We start from the raw sequence: 20470 nt of genomic DNA, 5'->3' as shown, positions 1-20470 counted from the left end.
CCACTGACCCGAGTCCCGGCCGTGCCCCCGGCCCGGACGCGGACGCGGCCGCGCGGGACGTCTCCCCGTCAGTCCCGGGCACCCCGTCCGGTGCGGCGGGGGCCGGTCAGCGGGCCAAGGGTGCCTCGTCGCGTGAAGAGCCCACGTCGTGACCTCGCCCGACGGTTCCGCAGTCCCCGGTCCCGACGGTGCTCCGCGGTGCCCCTGGGGACTGGCCACCGAGGACTACACGGCGTACCACGACACGGAGTGGGGGCGTCCGGTCCACGGTGACGACGCGCTCTACGAACGCCTGTGTCTGGAGGCCTTTCAGTCCGGCCTCTCCTGGCTGACGATCCTGCGCCGCCGCGAGGGATTCCGTACCGCCTTCGCGGGATTCCGGATCGCCCGGGTGGCGGAGTTCACCGACGCCGACGCGGCCCGCCTCCTCGCCGACCCGGGCATCATCCGCAACCGCGCCAAGATCGCGGCGACCCTCGCCAACGCCAGGGTCGTCGCGGGCTGGCCGGAGGGCGAACTGGACCGGCTGATCTGGTCGTACGCCCCCGAGGGCGAGGGCCGCCCGGTGCCGCGCACCCTCGCGGACGTGCCCGCAGTGACCCCGGAGTCGACCGCCCTCGCCAAGGACCTCAAGAAGCGCGGCATCCGCTTCGTCGGCCCGACCACGGCGTACGCCCTGATGCAGGCCTGCGGCCTGGTCGACGACCATCTCGCCGACTGCGTGGCCCGGGGCGGCATTAAGGCCTAGGGCAGCCGGCCCGAGCCGAGGCACGGCAAGGCAGGGCAGGGCAGGGCAGGGCTGCACCGCACCCGACAGGTGGCCGGCAACCCGGCCCGGCAGGGGGGCACGCCGGGGGACATGCCAGGCGGGGCATGCTGGGCGGGACACGCCAAGCCGATCAGCCGGCCCCGCCTGCGCCGCAGAGACCGGTCCGCCCGCCCCCGGACCGCCCTCCTCCGAAACACCCCTCAGCGCCCCAGATACCTCGGCTGCACCTTCTCGATGAACGCCTGCACCGCGATCGCGTGGTCCTCCGACGCGCCCGCCAGGGCCTGGAGCTCGTCCTCCTTCTCCAGGGTCTCGTCCAGGTCGTGAGAGGCCCCGTACGCCAGCGACGCCTTCAGCGCCGAGTAGGCCACCGTCGGGCCCTCCGCCAGGGCGCGGGCGACCGCCGTCGCCTCCGCGGCCAGGGCGGCGGCCGGGACGACGCGGTTGGCGATGCCCAGCTCGAACGCCTCCTGCGCGGAAATCTTGCGCGGGAAGAACAGCAGATCGGTCGCCCTGCCGTGGCCGACAAGCCGCGGCAGCGTCCAGGACACGCCCGAGTCCGCGGTCAGTGCGACCCCGGCGAAAGAAGTGTTGAAAGAGGCGGTGTCGGCGACAATCCGGTAGTCGGCGGCGAGCGCGAACCCGAAACCCGCACCGGCTGCGACACCGTTGATCCCGGCGACCACCGGCTTGGGCATCTCGGTCAGCGCCCGTACCGCCGGGTTGTAGTGCTCGCGCACCGTGCTCATCGTCTGTCCGGTGCCGGCCGCCCGGTCGGCGGCGAGCGACTCGATGTGCTCCTTGAGGTCCTGGCCCACGCAGAAGGCCCGGCCGGTCGCCGTGAGCAACACCGCCCGGACGGCCGTGTCCACGGCCGCGGCCTGCACTGCCTCCCGGAAGGCGACCTTGGCCTCGGTGTTCATCGCGTTCATGGCGTCGGGACGATTGATCGTGATCGTCGCGAGCCCGTCGGTCACCTCGTAGAGCACGGTGTCGGCCATCGTGGTTTCCCCTCAGCACATCCGGAATCGGCATGCCGGAGGGCATGCACAGGCCAGCATGGCGGAGATCCTGGACGCTGCCCATGTGACCTGCGTCAAACAATCCGACCCCCGCGACGGGTGCGAAGCGGCGAAGTATCCCAGGCTGATCGCCGAATTGGGTGGTTTTGTGGCTGCGCGTTGCCGAAGCGATGCCCGCCGATGTTGGTCATTGGGTCCAACGATGCGGGATAATGGCCGGGAAGCAATGTGTTCGATGCCGGTGACACCTGGGTTGTCGGCTGCGTGAGCTGGTTTCAGGAAGGGGAACGAGCATGGCGGCCATGAAGCCGCGGACGGGCGACGGCCCGCTCGAGGTGACCAAGGAGGGGCGGGGTATCGTCATGCGCGTTCCGCTCGAAGGCGGCGGTCGACTTGTCGTCGAGCTGACTCCGGACGAGGCCGATGCACTCGGCGACGCCCTGAAGAAGGTCGTCGGTTAACGCCTGAAGGCGGATAGCGCTCTTATCTCTCCACTGCCCCGGCCACGCGCGAGCGTGACCGGGGCAGTGGTGTTTCTTCCTTTGTTCCGAATGCCGCACGCCGCACGCCGCACGCCGCTCGCGGAATCCGCGGGCCGGTCCGCAGGGTCCGCGGGTCCGCAGATCCGTTCCGTACCGTACGACCCCTCAGCCGCGCCGCACCGCGCACAACAGCCCGTCGCCCACCGGCAGCAGCGAGGAGACCAGCTCGGTGGACTCCCGCACGGTGCGCAGCAGCTCGCGCAGCCGCAGCACCTCGGGCGGCTGGGCGGCGGAATCGACGGTGCGGCCGTCCGCGAAGACGCCCTCGAAGCAGACCAGACCGCCGGGCCGCAGCAGCCGCAACGATTCAGCGAGGTAGTCCAGCGACTCCAGCCGGTCGCCGTCGCAGAAGACCAGGTCGTATCCGCCGTCCGCGAGGCGGGGCAGTACGTCCAGGGCGCGGCCGGGGATGAAGCGGGCCCGGTTCCCGGCGAAGCCGGCCGAACGGAACGCCTGCTTGGCGAAGGTCTGCCGCTCCGGCTCCATGTCCACGGTGGTCAGTACGCCGTCGGGCCGCATGCCGTGCAGCAAGTAGATGCCGGACACGCCCGTGCCCGTACCGATTTCGGCGACGGCCTTGGCGTCCGCCGTCCCGGCCAGCAGCCGCAGCGCGGCACCGGTGCCCGGGGACACCGAGGGCACGCCCGCGTCCCGGGCCCGTTCCCGGGCCCAGTGCAGAGTGTCGTCCTCGGCGACGTAGGCGTCGGCGAACGCCCAGCTCGTCTGCCGGTTGGCGGTAATGACCCTCTCCTGTCCCCGTAGTTGGCGCAACGGTGACTGTATCCGCTGGAGTCGGGAACTCGCAGATGGGACCGGTCGTTATGACGGGACAGGGGGGACCGATGGATGACGGGTACCGGGACCGGCAACGGACCCAAAATTCACGCAAAGACTCTTATCCGGAGCTAACGGGCGAGGTGGTTATGGTAGGGGCTCCACTGGACACCACCAGAGCCGACAGGGGAGGTGCGGCTGCGGCCGGTGATCGGGGAGGAGTGCTCCGGCGCTTTCTCAGGTCTGCGGGCGAGCCGAAATCCGTGACCGACACCGCTGACCGTTCCGCCTCCACCACGGCGACCTTCGCAGAGTTCTCGGACGCCGAAGAGGCGTGGACCCCTCCCACCTGGGAGGAGATCGTCAGCACGCACAGCACCCGTGTCTACCGCCTGGCGTACCGCCTCACCGGCAATCAGCACGACGCCGAGGATCTGACCCAGGAAGTCTTCGTCCGGGTCTTCCGTTCGCTGTCGACGTACACGCCCGGCACCTTCGAGGGCTGGCTGCACCGGATCACGACCAATCTCTTCCTGGACATGGTGCGCCGCAAGCAGCGCATCCGTTTCGACTCGCTCGGCGACGACGCGGCCGAGCGGCTGCCCAGCCGTGACCCGTCGCCCCAGCAGGCCTTCCAGGACACCCACTTCGACGCGGACGTGCAGCAGGCGCTGGACACCCTGGCGCCCGAGTTCCGTGCCGCCGTCGTGCTCTGTGACATCGAGGGTCTCTCGTACGAGGAGATCGCCGCCACGCTCGGCGTCAAGCTCGGGACCGTGCGCAGCCGCATCCACCGCGGCCGCTCGCACCTGCGCAAGGCGCTCAAGCACCGTTCTCCCGAGGCCCGCGCCGAGCAGCGCGCGATGGCCTCCGTCGGCACCGGCACGGGAGACGTCTTCCCGGCGGCGGTCGGAGAGGGCGGACTAGGGTGAGCGGATCACGACCCACCCCGGCGGAACAGCACCTCGGGGACCGTCTCGCCGCGCTGGTGGACGGCGAGTTGAACCACGACTCGCGGGAGCGGGTCCTGGCCCATCTGGCGACCTGCGCCAAGTGCAAGGCCGAGGCCGACGCCCAGCGCAGGCTGAAGGACGTCTTCGCGCACACCGCACCCCCCGGCCCCTCCGAGGGCTTCCTGGCGCGCCTTCAGGGGCTGCCCGGCGGAGCGGGGGACGAGGGCGACGGGGACCGCGGAGGTCCGTTCGGGCGGGGAAGATCCGGGGGCGGCGCCCTCGGAGCCTTCGCGACCGACGACGAACTGGGATTCGGCGGCCGGATCGAGTACGAGGCGCCGAGCGCCCACCGGGAGAGGTTTCCCGCCGGTTCCGGTAACCGGGGCTTCCGTATTCACGAGGTCCGCCGCCCGGAGGACGAGCGCTCGGGTGCGCGCAGGCAGCGCAGGTTCGCCTTCGCCGCGGCGAGCGCCGTCTCGATGGCGGCGATCGCGCTCGGCGGCGCCCTCCCGCTGGACAGCACGAGCGGCCCCACCGCCAGGGGCGAGCGCACCGGCGGGATCTCCCCGGCCAGGACCGCGACCCCGGCGAGCGGCGGCGACAGCCGCCGTCAGGGAGGCGCGGCCAGCGTGAGCAGTGGCGTCACCAGTACCGGAAGTCCCGTCGGCGCGGGCGGGGACATGACCCTGCTTGCCACGACCACGGGGACCGACAGGACCACCAACACGGGCGCACCCACGGCTCCGCCCGCCCCGTACGGCAGCGGGCTGCGGGTCTTCCCGATCGCGCTGCCGCAGCACCAGGCACCACCGGGCGGCGGGCACGGTCCATGGCGGCCGAACAGCGGGGTGCGGCAGTTCCAGGCGTACCTGGGGGGCGGTTCCGCCGTCCCTTCGCTGATACCCCCGGCGCCGGCCCAGCCGCCCGTCACGGCACCGCCGGCGCCCAGCCACCTGGCCGTTCCCGCGACGCCCGGACTCGCTATTTCCCCCGGCCGCTGACAGGCCCTCTGCGCGCGCAATCGCAAACCTGGTTGAATCCAGGGAAGGGGTGCCCGCCACGGGCGCGGAGACTGGTTCCGTGCGGATTTCCGCACGGACCGAGGGCAGTTGCGGGGAGAACATGGACGAGGGCAAGCCCGCCGGACCACGGGCGAAGTGGTGGAGCCGTCCCGCGACGGGGAAGACCCCTGCCCCGGCCGACGTGACGCCGACGGCCGACGTGACGCCGACGGCCGACGTGACGCCGACGGCCGACGTGACGCCGACGGCCGGGGAGGGCCCGCCGGCTGTGGCCGTCCCGGCGGACCGGCCGTACGACGAACCGAGCGACGCGGCACGGGACTCCACTCCCCGGCCCGGGACGCCGGCCGCCCGCGCGGCGGGCGAGGACGGCGGCTCGGTCTCTCACGCGGGGCCGAACCCCGATCCCGAGCCTGGGGACCGACACGGCGGCGCCAGTGCCGACGCACCGGACAGCCTTGCCCTGGCCGGTGACAGCCCTGCCCTGGCCGACGGCAGCCCCGCCCCAGCGGGGGGCGGCCCCGGCACCGGCGAGCGGGACAGCATTCGCAGGACCGCGGGCACCGGCGAGCCGAGCGGCACCGGCGGGCCGGGCAGCACCGACCGCACCGACGGCATCGGCGCCGCGCACGCCGCCGGCACGCCCGCGGAGCCGCGGCCCAAGCCCCTGCACGACCCCGACCCGTACGGGACGCCGCCCTACGGAGGCCCAGGCCCCTGGGCCCCCGCACCGCCGGTGCAGCGGCCGACCCCTGCCCACGGCACCCGGATACCACCGCAGCCGCCCACCCCGGGCCAGGGCACCGACACACCCCTGCAGTACGTCGCACCGAACCCGCACCCGCAGTCGCACCCGTCGCACCCGTACCAGCAGTCCGCGCCCCAGACCCCTCTGCACCAGCCACCCCCGCACCAGCAGTCCCCCCACGAGGCACCGCATCAACCGCACCCACACCTGTCAGCCCCGCACCCGTCACCCCCGCACCCCCAGCCGCCCCTCACCCACAGCGCGCCGCAGCAGGCTCATGCCGCGTCGCCGTATCCGCCTTCGCAGTGGCTGAGTTACGACCCGTGGGGTGCCGCACCGCAGCAGCCGCTGACCTACGCGGGGGAGCCCCTCAAGAAGCGGAGACGCGGCGGACTGCTCGTCGGGGCGCTCCTGATCGCCCTGCTCGCCGGAGGAGTCGGCGGCGGGGTGGGCGCGTACATCGAGCGGAACAACGGGCTCACCAGCCCCGTCGAGCTCCCTCAGGCGGACAAGGCCCCGCGCGACCGCGCCCCGGAGACCGTCGCGGGCATCGCCGCCAGCGCCCTGCCCAGCGTCGTCACCTTCCACGTCAGCGGCACCGGCGGCAAAGGCACCGGCACCGGCTTCGTCCTGGACAACCAGGGCCACATCCTCACCAACCACCACGTCGTGGAGCCGGCCGGTACCTCGGGCGTCATCTCCCTCACCTTCAGCAGCGGCGAGAGCGCCAAGGCCAGGCTCGTCGGCAAGGACAGCGGCTACGACCTCGCCGTCGTCAAGGTCGTCGGCGTCTCCGGCCTCAAGCCACTGCCGCTCGGCAACTCCGACAACGTCCGGGTCGGCGACCCCGTGGTGGCGATCGGCGCGCCGTTCGACCTGCAGAACACGGTGACCGCGGGCATCATCAGCGCCAAGCAGCGGCCGATCACCGCGGGCGGCGAGAAGGGCGACGGCAGCGACGTCAGCTATGTCGACGCCCTGCAGACCGACGCCCCGATCAACCCCGGCAACTCCGGCGGGCCGCTGGTCGACGGCCAGGCGCGGGTGATCGGTGTGAACAGTGCCATCCGCGGGCCCGACGGCGGGTCGGGGCTCGAAGGCGGCCAGGGCGGCAGCATCGGCCTCGGCTTCGCGATCCCGGTCAACCAGGCCAAGCGGGTCGCCGAGGAGATCATCAACACCGGGAAGGCCACCCACCCGGTGATCGGGGTCTCGCTCGACATGAAGTACGCGGGCGACGGCGCGCAGGTCGGCGCCAAGGGGGCGGACAACTCTCCGTCGGTCACCCCCGGCGGCCCCGGCGCGAAGGCCGGCATCAAGCCGGGCGACGTCATCACCCGGGTCGACGGCCAGCGGGTGCACAGCGGCGAGGAGCTGATCGTCAAGATCCGCTCGCGCAAGCCTGGAGAGCTGCTGCGGCTGACCCTGCTGCGCGGCGGCCAGGAACGTGAGGTGTCCCTCGAACTCGGCTCGGCCGGAGACTCCTGACGGGACCGGTACCGCAGCCCGCCGCACGCCGTGGGGGAGCCCGTTCCGTGCCGCGGCGGGGCCCCCACCAGGGACGGACGGCAGCGACCTCGCGGGGGGCCGGGGCGGGGACGCCTCCAGCAGCCGCGCCCGGCAATGACCCCCGGGCGGTCCGGTCCAGGACATCCGCCGTACTCCCAACGGCCTCACGGGCGCCCGGCGAGTGTCACCTGAAGGTACCGTCCGGACAGCTGGGGCGGGTACCGTGGAGTGAGCCCGGAGAATCCAAGGAGCTGCAAGGTGTTCACAGACATAGGCGGACTGGAGCTTTTGACGCTCGCGGTCCTCGCCGTGCTCATCTTCGGCCCGGACAAGCTGCCGAAGATGATCCAGGACGCCACCCGGACCCTCCGCAAGATCCGGGAGTTCTCGGACAGCGCGAAGAACGACATCCGCAGTGAGCTCGGCCCGGACTTCAAGGACTTCGAGTTCGAGGACCTCAACCCGAAGAACTTCGTCCGCAAGCAGCTGGCGGAGCACGGCGGTGACGACCTCGGTCTCAAGGAGATCCGCGAGAGCTTCGACCTGCGCGGCGAGCTCTCCGAGGTCACGGACGTGGTGAACGGCCGTTCCCAGCCGGCCTCCCGCACCCCCTCGGACACGCCCGGCACCACCGGCGCCCGCGCCGACCTGACCAAGGCCGACACCTCCGCGGGCCCCGACCTGCTGAAGAAGCCCCAGGCCCCGGCCGCCAATCTGCGCAAGGACGATCGCCCGGCCTTCGACCCGGACGCCACCTGACCCTGCGGGCATGACCGGTTCGCACCGGTCCGGCCGGGAAACACCTATGTCGTGCTGCGGCCGTGGCGGCCGTCCAGGACCGGGGTGGCTATCCTCCATCTGTCCGGCATGCAGGACGCCCGAGGGGGGCGGGCCGCTCCGGACCTCGACGATCAGAGGAGGCGGCCGGGCAGATGGAGACCACGAGTCGGGCAGGGGCGCAAGAGGATTCCGGTGCGCCCGGTGGGTCCACCGCGGAAGGGGTGCCGGCAGCCCGGCGTACGGTCGACGGCTATCTGCGCGCACCGTTCCCCTGGTACGGCCTCGATGAGGCGTTCACCGGACCGCGCCGGCTGATGCAGGTCACCGACGGCGCGGACGGCACCGTGCAGCACGGTGCGCTCGGGCACGGCGACGAGCCGTCGATACGGACCGCCGCCGACGACGGTGTCGACAAGGAGCGGTTCGCGGTCGTGGTCACGGTCGCCGCCCATCCGGTACGCCGCAGTGGCGACGGCACCGGGACGCTGGAGGCCACCTCGGTGTCCTCCGCCGCCTGGCTCGCGGGCTCCGGACTGCTGTCGCAGACCTGGCCCGCACAACTCGACCACTCGCTGCGGGACGACTGGCTGGACCAGCAGACCGAGGTGTGCTTCGAGCTGGCCGACGACCTCGAAGGCCCCGACTGGTCGGCGCTGTCGCTGCCGGTCGACGGGGTGCCGACGCCCTTCCACTACCGCGAGTCGGAGTACGGCTGGGTGCTCGCCGGATCCACCGGTTCCGGCGTCCACCTCGGTGCGTACGGCCGCGGCATGAGCGCCTACGGGCTGGGCTTCTCGATGGTCAAGGACCTCACCACGTACGTCTGACCGACCGCGTGACGGCGGCCCGGCCGGCCGCATGAGTGTAAGGGGCGCCCTCCACGGAGGGCGCCCCTTACTCATGCGCGGTGGTCCTCACCCAGGACCCACCCGCGCGAAGTGCTCAGAACTTGTTGCGCGGGGTGATGCCCAGCGACATCCCGGAGAGCCCGCGGGCCCGTCCGCCCAGCTTGCCCGCGATGGCCCGCAGCGCGGACCCGGCGGGGGACTGGGGGTCGGTCAGCACGACCGGACGGCCGTCGTCGCCGCCCTCGCGCAGTCGCACGTCGATGGGGATGGAACCCAGCACGGGCACGGTCGCGCCCGTCGTCTTCGTCAGGCCTTCGGCGACCCGCTCGCCACCGCCCGTGCCGAACACGTCGACGACCTCGTCGCAGTGCGGGCACGGCATGCCGGACATGTTCTCGACGACGCCGACGATCTTCTGATGGGTCTGGACCGCGATGGAACCGGCCCGCTCGGCGACCTCGGCCGCGGCCTGCTGCGGGGTGGTGACGACCAGGATCTCCGCGTTCGGCACCAGCTGGGCCACCGAGATCGCGATGTCGCCGGTGCCCGGCGGCAGGTCGAGCAGCAGCACGTCCAGGTCGCCCCAGTACACGTCCGCCAGGAACTGCTGGAGGGCGCGGTGCAGCATCGGGCCGCGCCACACCACGGGCGCGTTGCCCGGGGTGAACATGCCGATGGAGATGACCTTCACACCGTTCGCCGACGGCGGCATGATCATGTTCTCGACCTGGGTGGGCTTGCCCTCCACGCCCAGCATGCGCGGCACGCTGTGACCGTAGATGTCCGCGTCGACGACGCCCACCTTCAGGCCGTCGGCCGCCATCGCCGCGGCCAGGTTGACCGTCACCGAGGACTTGCCGACACCGCCCTTGCCGGAGGCCACCGCGTACACCCGGGTCAGCGAACCCGGCTGGGCGAAGGGCACCTCGCGCTCGGCGGTGCCGCCGCGCAGCGCGCCCGCGAGCTCCTTGCGCTGCTCGTCGCTCATCACGTCCAGCTCGACCGAGACGCTGGTGACGCCTTCGACGCGCTCCACGGCCTCGCGCACGTTGCTGGTGATCGTCTCGCGCATCGGGCAGCCGGAGACGGTCAGATAGACCGCGACCGCGACCGCGCCGTCCGCCCCGATCTCGACGGATTTGACCATGCCGAGCTCTGTGATCGGTCGGTGGATCTCGGGGTCGTTCACCGTCGCCAGTGCTTCACGCACCGCGTCTTCCATAGCCATGGTTCCGATACTACGGCGGTACGGGAGGCTGCCGGAAAGGGCGGTCAGCGGTCGCCTTCGTCACTCCTGTTCGGCGGCGGGGCCGGGAATACGGTCCCCCGCTCCTCCAACTCCTTGACCAGGTCCTGGAGTTCGGAGCGGATCCAGTCACGGGTGGCGACCTCGCCCAGGCCCATCCGCAGCGCCGCGACCTCGCGTGTGAGGTATTCGGTGTCGGCGATGAACCGCTCGTTCTGCTTGCGGTCCTGCTCGTGCGTGACCCGGTCCCGGTCGTCCTGCCTGTTCTGTGCGAGCAGGATCAGCGGCGCGGCGTACGAGGCCTGCAACGACAGCGCCAAGGTGAGGAAGATGAAAGGGAATTCGTCGAACCGCAGGTCCTTGGGCGCGAAGATGTTCCACAGCACCCACAGGATGATCACCGCCGTCATCCAGACGATGAACCGCCCCGTGCCCAGGAAACGCGCGATCCGCTCCGAGACCCGGCCGAACGCCTCCGGATCCCACTCCGGCAGCAGGCGCTTGCGCGGCGCCTTCGGCTGATCCAGACGCACGCGCGAGGCGCGCGGCACCGCCCCCGCGCCGGTCGCGGACCGCGCACGCTCCTTGCCTTCACCACCCCGCTCAGCGGCCACCGACAACACCCCCGGGATTGAATTCCGTCTCCCGCCAGTCGTCCGGCAGCAGGTGATCGAGGACGTCGTCGACGGTCACGGCGCCCAGCAGCGCCCCGCCCTCGTCGACGACCGGCGCCGCGACCATGTTGTACGCGGCGAGATAGCTGGTCACGGCGGGCAGCGGGGTGCCGGGGGAGAGCGGCGGAAGATCGGATTCCACCACCGAGCTCACCAGGGTCCCGGGCGGCTCCCGCAGCAGCCGCTGGAAGTGCACCGTTCCCAGGTACTTTCCGGTCGGCGTCTCGTCCGGCGGCCGGCACACGTACACCTGCGCCGCGAGCGCGGGGGACAGGTCCTGCTGCCGCACCCGGGCGAGCGCGTCCGCCACCGTCGCGTCGGGCCGCAGCACGATCGGCTCGGTCGTCATCAGACCGCCCGCCGTCCGCTCCTCGTAACTCAGCAGCCGCCGCACGTCCGCCGCGTCGTCGGGCCGCATCAGCGCCAGCAGCCGCTCCTGGTCCTCCTCCGGCAGCTCGGACAGCAGGTCGGCGGCGTCGTCGGGGTCCATCGCCTCCAGGACGTCGGCCGCCCGCTCCTCCTTGAGCTTGCCGAGGATCTCGATCGAGTCGTCCTCCGGCAGCTCCTCCAGTACGTCGGCCAGCCGGTCGTCGTCCAGGGCGGAGGCCACTTCGGCGCGGCGCTTGGGGGTCAGGTGGTGCAGGGCGTTCGCCAGGTCCGTCGGGCGCAGCTGCTCGTACGCGGCGATCAGGTTCTCCGCGCCCTGCCCGTGCTCCTCCAGCGAGAAACCGGTGACGGCCGACCACTCCACCGTCAGGGTCTCCCCCTTGCGCCGCAGCGCACCGCCCTTGCCCTTCCGTACGAAGACCTTGTCGATCTCCCAGTCGCGGCGGGCCGGGAGCTGCGCGATGGCCACGTCGAGCACGGTGACCTCCTCGTCGCCCTCCACCAGCCGCACCCGCCGGTCCAGCAGCTCGCCCAGCACCAGGCGCTCGGTGGGGCGCTGCTCGAAGCGGCGCATGTTGACCACGCCGGTGGTGATGACCTGGCCGGACTCCACGCCCGTCACCCGGGTCATCGGCAGGAAGATCCGCCGCCGACTGACCACCTCGACGACGAGCCCGAGCAGCCGCGGGGGTTTGCGCCCCACCCGCAGCATCGCCACGAGATCGCGCACCCGCCCCACCTGGTCACCGTTGGGGTCGAACACGGGGACCCCCGCGAGGTGCGACACAAAGACGCGCGGTGCGCCTGCCGCCATCCTGACCGCCTCCTCCGCTGGCTTTCGTCGCCGCTGAATTCCGCGACCGCTTCATTGTCTGTAAATAGGCCGGATACCGGCTTCAGGCTAGCCCGTGACGATCAACGACGCTCCGGCGGGCGTCCGGTCGGCTCACTGCCCTGGGGCGCGGGCGACCCGGGTACGCTGCCCTCTGCCAGCCGGACCTCCCGGACCCCCGCAGGAGAGGCAGTGCCTACCGTGACCGCTTTCCCCCCGGCTGCCAGGGCACGCAGGGCCGTTCTCGCCGGTGCCCTCTGCGCAGGTCTCGCGGCCGGTGCCACGGGCTGTGGCGAGGACCCGGACGAGGGGACGAACGGGGTCGGCAAGCTGTCCGCCGCGGAGATCGAGAGCAAGGCGCGGGCCACCGCGAAGGCCTCGGCCGCGGTCCGGCTGACCGGCACGTTCGTCAGCCGTGGTGGCACGTACAAGCTGAACATGCGTCTGAAGAACACCGGCGGCACCGGCTCCGTCACCACCAAGGACTCCACCTTCGAGTTGTTGCGCGTGGGCGACCAGCTGTTCATGAAGGCGGGCGCCGACTTCTGGCGCCACGATGCCACGAAACCCGGTGCCTCCTTCGAGAAGGAGGACGAGGAGGCCGCCGACAAACTGGAGGACCGCTACGTCAAGGTCCCCGAGGGCGACCCGGCGTACGACCAGTTCCGCGGCTTCACCGACAAGCAGATCCTGCTCGACGGACTGCTCGGCCTCAACGGCGAGCTCGGCAAGGGCGAGCGGGAGAGGATCGGCGGCATGCGCACCATCAAGGTCGTCGGCGGCGCCGAGGGCGAGGGCGGCGCGCTCGACGTCTCCCTGGAGAAGAAGCCGTACCCACTGCGGCTCGCCAGGGCGGGCCGGGCCGGTGTGGTCCAGCTGACGGACTGGGACAAGGACTTCCCCCTCTCCGCGCCGCCCAAGGAGATGACGGTCGACTACGGCGGCAAGCTGCCGAGGACCAGCAAGTAGGACGCGGGCCCGGGAACGGTTACTTGCCGGCCCGGCGCCTGCGCTTCAGCAGCAGCTTGGGCAGGGCGGCCGGTGCGGGTTGGCGGGTGGTCGCCGTCGTCGGCAGGGGCGCGGCGGCCAGGGAGTCCTCCGGGAGCGCACCCAGGGGGCCCTGCGGGGTCAGCCGCAGCACCCGGCACTCGCGGGCCCAGCGGTCGGTCATCTGCTCGCCGTCGGGGGCGTTGAGCCGCTTGCCCTTGAGCTCGCCCACGGCGGCGTCCCACTCCTCGGTGCCCGCCGTCAGCTCGCGCACGACCGCCGTCCAGGCGACCAGCCGGCCGCCCTTGTCCTTGCTGCGTACGGTCACCTCGGCCGCGTAACCGTCGGCGAGGCCGGGGAACGGCTGCTCGCCCGGGCCGTCACCGACGAGGTGGACGGCGCCGTCCAGCCAGACGTGCCAGAGGGCGCGGGAGGGGCCGGTGCCCCGGACCCAGATGAGGCCGGACTTCTTGGTGGCCTCCTCGATGAGGGCCCGGTCGAGGAGAGGGGTCTGCGACATGGGGCAAGAGTAGGGGGTGGGGACGAGGGCGGGCACGGGCCGGTGGGGTGCGCGGGTGCCGGCCGGCGGTGCGTCGGGGTGCCCGCCGGTGGTGCGTCGGGGTGCCGGCCGACGGGTGTGCGGGTGCCTGCCGACGGGCGTGCGGGTGCCCGTCGGCGGGCCGGGCGGGGGCCGGGGTTCAGAGCCAGCCGTTCCGCTTCAGCAGGCGGTGGATGGTCAGACAGACCACGGCGATCCCGCCGAGCACCATCGCGTACCCGTACTTCCAGTGCAGCTCCGGCATGTGGTCGAAGTTCATGCCGTACACCCCGCAGATCATGGTCGGGACGGCGATGATCGCCGCCCACGAGGTGATCTTGCGCATGTCCTCGTTCTGGGTGACCGTCGCCTGGGCGAGGTTGGCCTGGAGGATGGAGTTGAGGAGCTCGTCGAAGCCGACGACCTGCTCGTGGACCCGGGCCAGGTGGTCGGCCACGTCGCGGAAGTACTTCTGGATGTCGGGGTCGACGAGGCGCATCGGCCGCTCGGAGAGCTGCTGCATCGGGCGCAGCAGCGGCGCCACCGCCCGCTTGAACTCCAGCACCTCTCGCTTGAGCTGGTAGATCCGGCCCGCGTCGGCCCCGCGCGAGCTGCCTTTGGCGGGGGCGGAGAAGACGTCGATCTCGACCTCGTCGATGTCGTCCTGGACGGCGGAGGCGACCGCGATGTACCCGTCGACCACATGGTCGGCGATCGAGTGCAGGACCGCGGAGGGGCCCTTGGCGAGGAGTTCCGGGTCGTCCTGGAGGCGGTGGCGCAGGGTGCGCAGCGAGCCCTTGCCGCCGTGCCGGACGGTGATCACGAAGTCCGGTCCTGTGAAGCACATGACCTCGCCGGTCTCCACGACCTGGCTGGTGGCGGTCAGTTCGGTGTGCTCCACGTAGTGGATGGTCTTGAAGACGGTGAAGAGGGTGTCGTCGTAGCGCTCCAGCTTCGGCCGCTGGTGCGCGTGCACCGCGTCCTCCACGGCGAGCGGGTGCAGCCCGAACTCGGCCGCGATCCCGGCGAACTCGGCCTCGGTCGGCTCGTGCAGACCGATCCAGGCGAAGCCGCCGGACTCCCGTACGCGGATCATCGCCTCGTGCGGGGTGGTGCACTCCTTCATCCGCCGGCCCTCGCGGTAGACCGCGCAGTCGACGACCGCGCTGGAGGCGGAGTGGTCGCGGGTGGCGTCGTAGTTGGCGTAGACGGTGGGGCTCCTGCGCAGCGAGGGGCGTACGACTGCGCGCAGGTCACGGATCATCGACATGGCGGGCTCCTTCGCAAAGAAGCCGTCTGCGTGGCGCGTGGCACTGCCCGGAATGGAGACGTGCGGAGCCACGGCGGTGTGACGGGGTGCACGTCGGCAAAGCGGGCGGCACCGCGAGGACGCGGTGACGGCGTTCGCTCAGACACGGATCAGGCAAATCAGGTGAGGGTGACGTGCTCTTCCGTCGTGCGAGACGCATCGGGAACCGAGTGGTTTCGGTGCTCCGAGGGCCGGGTACGAAGCCTCAGGCCACAAGGTGCGGAAGTGACGCGGAAGAGCGGTTGGTACTACCGGGACGACTTCGATCCACCGCAGCCCCACCTCCTCCGGCCGGTCCCCCGTGAGGGACGACGTGTCGCCGGGGCTCGAAAGTACCGCTGCCGCGTTGCCCGCGGACCGCCCCGACCAGCGGCCCAGGTTACCAGCCGGCTCCGGTGTCAAGCCCCGTCAAGCCCCTCCTTTGCCCGTTCCATACGCGGCCTATGCTCGCGGACCATGGGAGATGTACTTGCGCTGGTAGAAGCCCGACTGCGGACGACTCTGGGCGAACCGGACGCGCGCGCCGCCGTCACGTTCCTCGGTACGGACCGGGTCGAGGTGCTGCGGTTCCTGGACGGCGACATCGTCCGGTACGCGACCCTCGGCATGTCCGCGGCCCCGATGACCGACCCCACGGCGGCGCTGGCCGATCCGGTGAAGGGGCCGCGCGCCGAGCTGATCCTTTCGGTGCGGGCCGGGCTCGCGGACACCGACAAGGTGCTGCGGCCGCTGGCCGTGCTGGCCGCGTCCCCGCAGGTGGAAGGGTTGGTGGTGGCTCCCGGCGCCTCGCTGGAGGTGGGGGATCCGCTGTGGCCGGGGGCGCCCTTCAGCTCGGTGCTGGTGGCCGAGGGCGGGGGCCTCGTCGAGGACCTGGAGCTCGACGCTCCGATGGACCCGGTGCGCTTTCTGCCGCTGCTGCCGATGACGGCCAACGAGGCGGCGTGGAAACGGGTGAAGGGAGCGCAGGTGCTGCAGGAGCGCTGGCTCGCCCAGGGAACGGACCTGCGGGATCCGGGGCGGGTGGGGGCGCGGCTCGACTGAGCCCCTCGAAGAGGGCTGAAAACCACCCCCCCCGGGGGTGCTGCGAACGGGGGTTCGGCCAGTGTGTCGGAGATGCCGCGGGGCGTGGCGGAGACGGCGCGGGGCGTCGCGGAGATGCCGCGGGGCGTGGCGCGCGCGGCGGGGAAGTTCCCGCGCGCGGCCGGTGGGCGGGGCCGGTGGGCGCGGCCAGCCAATGGATGTGCGTGGCATCTGGTTTTGGCCGGTGGGAGGGGTGGGGAGATTTCCGGGCAGCGCCGGAAAGCGGCGCGCGCCGGACGGGTGATCGTCCTTGACGCGGCGTCGACCGGGGAGGACTGTTGGGCAATATGAGGGGCGAACCCAGTTGCCCGAAGTGCGGAGGCCGGGTCAGGGCGCCCGGTCTCTTTGCCGAGACCTGGCAGTGTTCCGTGCACGGGGCCGTGCACCCGCTCCAGCCGGTACTCCCGCCCAGCGTCGAGGCCCTCGCGGTCGCGGTGAAGCGGGCCCAGGTGCCGGTGTGGATGCCTTGGCCGCTGCCGGTGGGCTGGCTGTTCAGCGGCATCGCGTACGCGGGTGACGACCGCAGCGGCGGACGGGCCACCGCCGTCGCCTGCTCGGGCCCGGGCCCACTCGGCGGATTCGGCGAACTCCTGCTCGTCGCCGAAGAGCTGGGCGTCGGCCTCGGCGCACGCTACGCGGGCATCGACGGACCCGACCCCGGCACCCACATCGCGATGGAGAAACCCCCGGTCACCAAGGTCCTGGCGGCCGGCCGTCCCACCCCCCTGTGGCACGTCTCCGGCACACCGGCCGACCGCGCCGTCTTCGCGGGCGAGGCGCGCGGACTGTGGCTGTGGGCGATCGTCTGGCCCGAGCAGTCCGGCCTGCTGATGTACGACGAACTGGTGCTGACCGATCTGCGGGACGCGGGCGCGGAGGTCGAACTGCTGCCCTGCGGAGCGCTCTCACCGCGGATCCTGGCGTAACCCGGCGCGGGGGGCGGCCGCGCCCAGGTACCTGCTCGCTGCGAAGGAATGTGGCGCGGCGCAGTGCCCGGGGCGACCGCGCCCGGAACCACGGCTCGCTGCGGAGGCGCGGGCGCGGCCCGGGGCGGTGGCCCCCGCCCCGCGCGAGCGCCGCTTGAACTGCAGACGGCCGCTTGAACTGGGGATGTTCGAATCCCCGTTACCCTTGACGCGTCCCTTCCGTCCGCCCTGCCCCTGGAGTACGCGTCGTGCGCATCGACCTGCACACCCACTCCACGGCATCCGACGGCACCGACACCCCCGCCGAGCTGGTGCGCAACGCCGCCGCTGCCGGCCTCGACGTCGTCGCGCTCACCGACCACGACTCGGTGCGCGGCCACGCGGAAGCCGTCGCCGCACTGCCCGAGGGCCTCACCCTCGTCACCGGCGCCGAGATCTCCTGCCGGCTGGACGGCACCGGCATGCACATGCTGGCCTACCTCTTCGACCCCGACGAGCCGGAGTTCGCCCGCGAGCGCGAGCTGGTGCGCGACGACCGGGTGCCGCGCGCCCGGGGCATGGTCGCCAAGCTCCAGGCCCTCGGCGTGCCGATCACCTGGGACCAGGTCGCCCGGATCGCGGGGGACGCCTCCCTCGGCCGCCCGCACATCGCCGAGGCCCTCGTCGAACTGGGCGTCGTCGAGACGGTCTCCGACGCCTTCACCGCCGAGTGGCTGGCCAACGACGGCCGGGCGTACGTCGACAAGCACGAGCTGAACCCCTTCACCGCGATCCGCCTGGTCAAGGCCGCCGGCGGGGTCACCGTCTTCGCGCACCCCGGCGCCGCCAAGCGGGGCGACACCGTCCCCCTGACCTCCATAGCCGAGCTGGCCGCCGTCGGCCTGGACGGCATCGAGGTCGACCACATGGACCACGACGAGTCCGACCGCGCCCGGCTGCGTGCCTTCGCCGCCGACCACGGCCTGCTCGTGACCGGCTCCAGCGACTACCACGGCAGCCGCAAGACCGTACGGCTCGGGGAGTACACCACGCACCCCGACGTGTACGGCGAGATCACGCGGCGTGCGAGCGGTGCCTTCCCCGTGCCCGGCGCGGGCGGACGCCCACGCGCCTGAGCCCCTTCGGGCCTACCGCGCGCCTGTGCCGGACCGGCCCACCGCACGTCCGAGCCCTTCGGGCCCGACGTGCGCGCAGCCGGACCGGCCCCGGCGCCGGGCCGCACGACCTCCGGCGCCGTACGAGCAACGACCCCCGAGCCGACGTCCCCACGAGTCGGCAACCCCCCCCCATGTTCCGCACCCCGGCCCTGACCGTGCGCCCGCCGCGCACCGGCACGGCCCTCTCCTGCAAGGCCTCACTGTGTTCGACTTTGCCGTCTTCGGATCCCTCTTTCTCACGCTTTTCGTGATTATGGACCCCCCTGGGATCACTCCGATCTTCCTCGGTCTGACCTCCGGCCGGCCCGCCAAGGTGCAGCGCCGGATGGCCTGGCAGGCGGTGGCCGTCGCCTTCGGCGTGATCGCCGTCTTCGGCGTCGTCGGCCAGCAGATCCTCGACTATCTGCACGTCTCCATCCCCGCGCTGATGATCGCGGGCGGTCTGCTCCTGCTGCTCATCGCGCTCGACCTGCTCACCGGCAAGAACGAGGAGCCGACCCAGACCAAGGACGTGAACGTCGCCCTCGTCCCGCTCGGCATGCCCCTGCTCGCCGGGCCCGGTGCGATCGTCTCCGTCATCCTCGCCGTGCAGCACAACGGTTCGGTGACCGGCCAGATCTCGGTCTGGTCCGCGATCATCGCGATGCATGTGGTGCTGTGGCTGGTGATGCGCTTCTCGCTGGTGATCATCCGGGTGATCAAGGAGGGCGGTGTGGTGCTGGTGACCAGGCTCGCCGGCATGATGCTCTCCGCGCTGGCGGTGCAGCAGATCATCAACGGCATCACACAGGTCGTCCAGGGCAGCTGATCCCGCCCGCGCACCGGCACGGGCCCGGAGCTGATCCCGCGCACAGGCACGGGTCCGGATACGCGAAGCGCCCCCGTGCCTGCGGCACGGGGGCGCTTTCCGTTCTTCGTCGTTACGTCAGTACGTCGTCGTCACGTCTTTGGTGCGTCTGCAATGCGTCCACACGTCTTGAGCACGTCTTCGGTACGTCGTCGGTGTTACGAGGCCGTGGTTTCGGCCGGGCGGATGTAGATGCGCTGGCCGATGGAAGCGGCCTGCTGCACGATCCGGTTGACGGAGGCGGCGTCCACGACGGTGCTGTCCACGGCGGAGCCGTCCACATCGTCCAGTCGCATGATTTCGAAGCGCATGCGCTTCTCCCTTCGTCTGATCCTCCTGCTGGAGAACTGAGGTGAATGTAAGGGGCACGAGTGGCGCCACGGCCACACGTTCCATACGGGTACAACGAGCCTCCCCAGAAAAAGATTCCCTACGCTAAAGAAAATTTTCGCGAGGCTAACTACTCGCTGGTGAGACACCGGTTGTGCGCGCTCTCCGGCGGCCGGGACAATGGGCTGCGTATGGACGACGCACAGCCTTCGGGCTCCCCCGACAGGTCCCACGGCTCCGCCGGAATCCCCGCCGAAGGCGACCGGATCACCGCACTCGCCGGCCGACTGGACCGCACCAACGAGCTGCTCACCCGCGTGCTTGCGGAGGTCGCCAAGACCCCCTCCACCCACGCGATCTTCGTCGACGCCGGATATGTGTACGCGGCGGCCGGTCTGCTGGTCACCGGCACCGAGGACCGGCGCTCCTTCGACCTGGACGCGGAAGGCATGATCGAGGCCTTCATCGACAGGGCCCGCACCATTTTCGCCGACAGCAGGCTGCTGCGCGTGTACTGGTACGACGGCGCCCGCCGCCGCATCCACACCACCGAGCAGCAGACCATCGCCGAACTCCCCGACGTCAAGGTCCGCCTCGGCAACCTCAACGCCAACAACCAGCAGAAGGGCGTCGACTCCCTGATCCGCACCGACCTGGAGTCCCTCGCCAGACACCGCGCGATCAGCGACGCGGCCCTGGTCGGCGGCGACGAGGACCTGGTGTCCGCGGTCGAGGCGGCCCAGGGGTACGGCGCGCGCGTCCACCTGTGGGGCATCGAGGCCGGTGAGGGCCGCAACCAGGCCGAGCCGCTGCTCTGGGAGGTCGACAGCTCCCGCACCTTCGACCTCGACTTCTGCAAGCCGTACGTCACCCGGCGCCCGGTCACCACGTACGAGCAGGAGAACGGCCCGACGCCCAAGCGCGAGGACGTCCGCTTCCTGGGTGCGCAGATCGCCGCGAAGTGGCTGTCCGAGCGGGGCCGGCAGGAACTCGGCGAGCTGCTGCCGGGACGGCCCTATCTGCCGGGCCCGGTCGACCAGGAGCTGCTGGTGGAGGCGGAGCGGATGCTCCAGCGGTCCCTGCGCGGCCACTCGGACCTGCGGCGCTCGCTGCGGGACGGGTTCTGGCAGCACCTTCAGTCGCAGTACTAGACACCCGCAGTCATAGTCGCAGTCGCGGTACTGGACGGG

At 71.7% G+C, this 20470-nt stretch carries 21 protein-coding genes; 13 read left to right on the top strand and 8 right to left on the bottom strand.

The genetic code is table 11. The features are described from left to right. Positions 1–148: 148 nt before the first annotated feature. Entirely contained in the window at positions 149–748 is a 600-nt protein-coding gene (locus tag ACFWVV_RS14560) for a DNA-3-methyladenine glycosylase I (protein ID WP_384346263.1), read from the top strand. Positions 749–969: 221 nt separating this feature from the next. On the opposite strand, the gene ACFWVV_RS14555 is transcribed toward ACFWVV_RS14560, so the two are convergent. Next, a complete protein-coding gene (locus tag ACFWVV_RS14555) occupies positions 970–1770 on the bottom strand; it encodes an enoyl-CoA hydratase/isomerase family protein (RefSeq protein WP_384346260.1) in 801 nt (266 codons plus the stop codon). 314 nt (positions 1771–2084) lie between these two features. On the opposite strand from ACFWVV_RS14555, the gene ACFWVV_RS14550 reads away from it, so the two are divergent. After that, a complete protein-coding gene (locus ACFWVV_RS14550; RefSeq protein ID WP_003966491.1) occupies positions 2085–2252 on the top strand; it encodes a DUF3117 domain-containing protein in 168 nt (55 codons plus the stop codon). 186 nt (positions 2253–2438) lie between these two features. Here the strand turns inward: ACFWVV_RS14550 and ACFWVV_RS14545 are convergent, their stop codons facing one another. Then, positions 2439–3104 carry an O-methyltransferase gene (locus tag ACFWVV_RS14545; protein ID WP_384346257.1) on the bottom strand — a complete coding sequence of 222 codons (666 nt, stop codon included), beginning with the start codon at positions 3102–3104 and terminating at the stop codon, positions 2439–2441. Positions 3105–3256: 152 nt separating this feature from the next. Here ACFWVV_RS14545 and sigE point away from each other — a divergent pair, with 152 nt between their 5' ends. The 5 genes from sigE to ACFWVV_RS14520 all read left to right on the top strand — a co-directional run bounded on the left by sigE (position 3257) and on the right by ACFWVV_RS14520 (position 8946). Further along, entirely contained in the window at positions 3257–4039 is a 783-nt protein-coding gene (gene sigE, locus ACFWVV_RS14540; protein ID WP_384346254.1) for an RNA polymerase sigma factor SigE, read from the top strand. Continuing rightward, a complete protein-coding gene (locus ACFWVV_RS14535) occupies positions 4036–5061 on the top strand; it encodes a zf-HC2 domain-containing protein (RefSeq protein ID WP_384346251.1) in 1026 nt (341 codons plus the stop codon). The genes sigE and ACFWVV_RS14535 overlap by 4 nt, the downstream gene beginning before the upstream one ends. A gap of 79 nt (positions 5062–5140) precedes the next feature. Next, complete coding sequence (locus tag ACFWVV_RS14530) at positions 5141–7318, top strand: trypsin-like peptidase domain-containing protein (RefSeq protein WP_384346248.1); 2178 nt, start codon at positions 5141–5143, stop codon at positions 7316–7318. A 279-nt stretch (positions 7319–7597) separates the two neighbouring features. Further along, positions 7598–8098, top strand: a complete 501-nt coding sequence (locus tag ACFWVV_RS14525) for a sec-independent translocase (protein ID WP_384346245.1) — start codon at positions 7598–7600, stop codon at positions 8096–8098. Positions 8099–8271: 173 nt separating this feature from the next. After that, the gene (locus tag ACFWVV_RS14520; protein ID WP_384346243.1) at positions 8272–8946 is read left to right on the top strand and encodes a hypothetical protein; all 675 of its coding nucleotides are present in this window, start codon (positions 8272–8274) and stop codon (positions 8944–8946) included. Between the two features lie 115 nt (positions 8947–9061). Here the strand turns inward: ACFWVV_RS14520 and ACFWVV_RS14515 are convergent, their stop codons facing one another. Genes ACFWVV_RS14515 through ACFWVV_RS14505 form a run of 3 tightly spaced genes read right to left on the bottom strand, consistent with a single transcriptional unit; the run spans position 9062 to position 12088 of the window. Further along, on the bottom strand, positions 9062–10195 hold the full coding sequence (locus ACFWVV_RS14515) for an Mrp/NBP35 family ATP-binding protein (protein WP_384346240.1): 1134 nt from the start codon (positions 10193–10195) through the stop codon (positions 9062–9064). A gap of 44 nt (positions 10196–10239) precedes the next feature. Next, positions 10240–10827: a DUF1003 domain-containing protein gene (locus ACFWVV_RS14510; RefSeq protein WP_384346238.1), complete on the bottom strand. Its 588-nt coding sequence runs from the start codon at positions 10825–10827 to the stop codon at positions 10240–10242. Continuing rightward, entirely contained in the window at positions 10817–12088 is a 1272-nt protein-coding gene (locus ACFWVV_RS14505) for a magnesium transporter MgtE N-terminal domain-containing protein (protein WP_384346235.1), read from the bottom strand. Before ACFWVV_RS14505 ends, ACFWVV_RS14510 begins: the two co-directional genes overlap by 11 nt. Before the next feature lie 219 nt (positions 12089–12307). Between ACFWVV_RS14505 and ACFWVV_RS14500 the strand changes: the two genes are divergently transcribed. Then, positions 12308–13075, top strand: coding sequence for a hypothetical protein (locus ACFWVV_RS14500; RefSeq protein WP_384346232.1), 768 nt, complete (start codon positions 12308–12310; stop codon positions 13073–13075). Positions 13076–13094: 19 nt separating this feature from the next. Here the strand turns inward: ACFWVV_RS14500 and ACFWVV_RS14495 are convergent, their stop codons facing one another. Together ACFWVV_RS14495 and ACFWVV_RS14490 are read right to left on the bottom strand one after the other, a co-directional pair. After that, entirely contained in the window at positions 13095–13613 is a 519-nt protein-coding gene (locus tag ACFWVV_RS14495) for a hypothetical protein (protein WP_384346230.1), read from the bottom strand. Between the two features lie 178 nt (positions 13614–13791). Beyond that, positions 13792–14901 carry a magnesium and cobalt transport protein CorA gene (locus ACFWVV_RS14490; RefSeq protein ID WP_384346227.1) on the bottom strand — a complete coding sequence of 370 codons (1110 nt, stop codon included), beginning with the start codon at positions 14899–14901 and terminating at the stop codon, positions 13792–13794. A 495-nt stretch (positions 14902–15396) separates the two neighbouring features. Here ACFWVV_RS14490 and ACFWVV_RS14485 point away from each other — a divergent pair, with 495 nt between their 5' ends. The 4 genes from ACFWVV_RS14485 to ACFWVV_RS14470 all read left to right on the top strand — a co-directional run bounded on the left by ACFWVV_RS14485 (position 15397) and on the right by ACFWVV_RS14470 (position 18911). After that, entirely contained in the window at positions 15397–15981 is a 585-nt protein-coding gene (locus tag ACFWVV_RS14485; protein ID WP_384346224.1) for a suppressor of fused domain protein, read from the top strand. A gap of 326 nt (positions 15982–16307) precedes the next feature. Next, on the top strand, positions 16308–16946 hold the full coding sequence (locus tag ACFWVV_RS14480) for a DUF6758 family protein (RefSeq protein ID WP_384346221.1): 639 nt from the start codon (positions 16308–16310) through the stop codon (positions 16944–16946). A gap of 248 nt (positions 16947–17194) precedes the next feature. Continuing rightward, the gene (locus ACFWVV_RS14475) at positions 17195–18061 is read left to right on the top strand and encodes a PHP domain-containing protein (RefSeq protein WP_384346218.1); all 867 of its coding nucleotides are present in this window, start codon (positions 17195–17197) and stop codon (positions 18059–18061) included. Positions 18062–18305: 244 nt separating this feature from the next. After that, positions 18306–18911 (top strand): MarC family protein, encoded by a 606-nt coding sequence (locus ACFWVV_RS14470; RefSeq protein WP_384346215.1) that lies wholly within the window; start codon positions 18306–18308, stop codon positions 18909–18911. 197 nt (positions 18912–19108) lie between these two features. Here ACFWVV_RS14470 and ACFWVV_RS14465 read toward each other — a convergent pair whose 3' ends face one another. Next, positions 19109–19261: a hypothetical protein gene (locus tag ACFWVV_RS14465; RefSeq protein ID WP_344270335.1), complete on the bottom strand. Its 153-nt coding sequence runs from the start codon at positions 19259–19261 to the stop codon at positions 19109–19111. Positions 19262–19471: 210 nt separating this feature from the next. On the opposite strand from ACFWVV_RS14465, the gene ACFWVV_RS14460 reads away from it, so the two are divergent. Further along, the gene (locus ACFWVV_RS14460) at positions 19472–20431 is read left to right on the top strand and encodes an NYN domain-containing protein (protein WP_384346212.1); all 960 of its coding nucleotides are present in this window, start codon (positions 19472–19474) and stop codon (positions 20429–20431) included. Positions 20432–20470 lie beyond the last annotated feature (39 nt).

Source organism: Streptomyces sp. NPDC058663 (assembly GCF_042716745.1).
In the GTDB taxonomy this organism is placed as follows: domain Bacteria; phylum Actinomycetota; class Actinomycetes; order Streptomycetales; family Streptomycetaceae; genus Streptomyces.
Note: the sequence above shows the minus strand (reverse complement) of the source record. Positions and strands in the feature narration are given on the sequence as shown.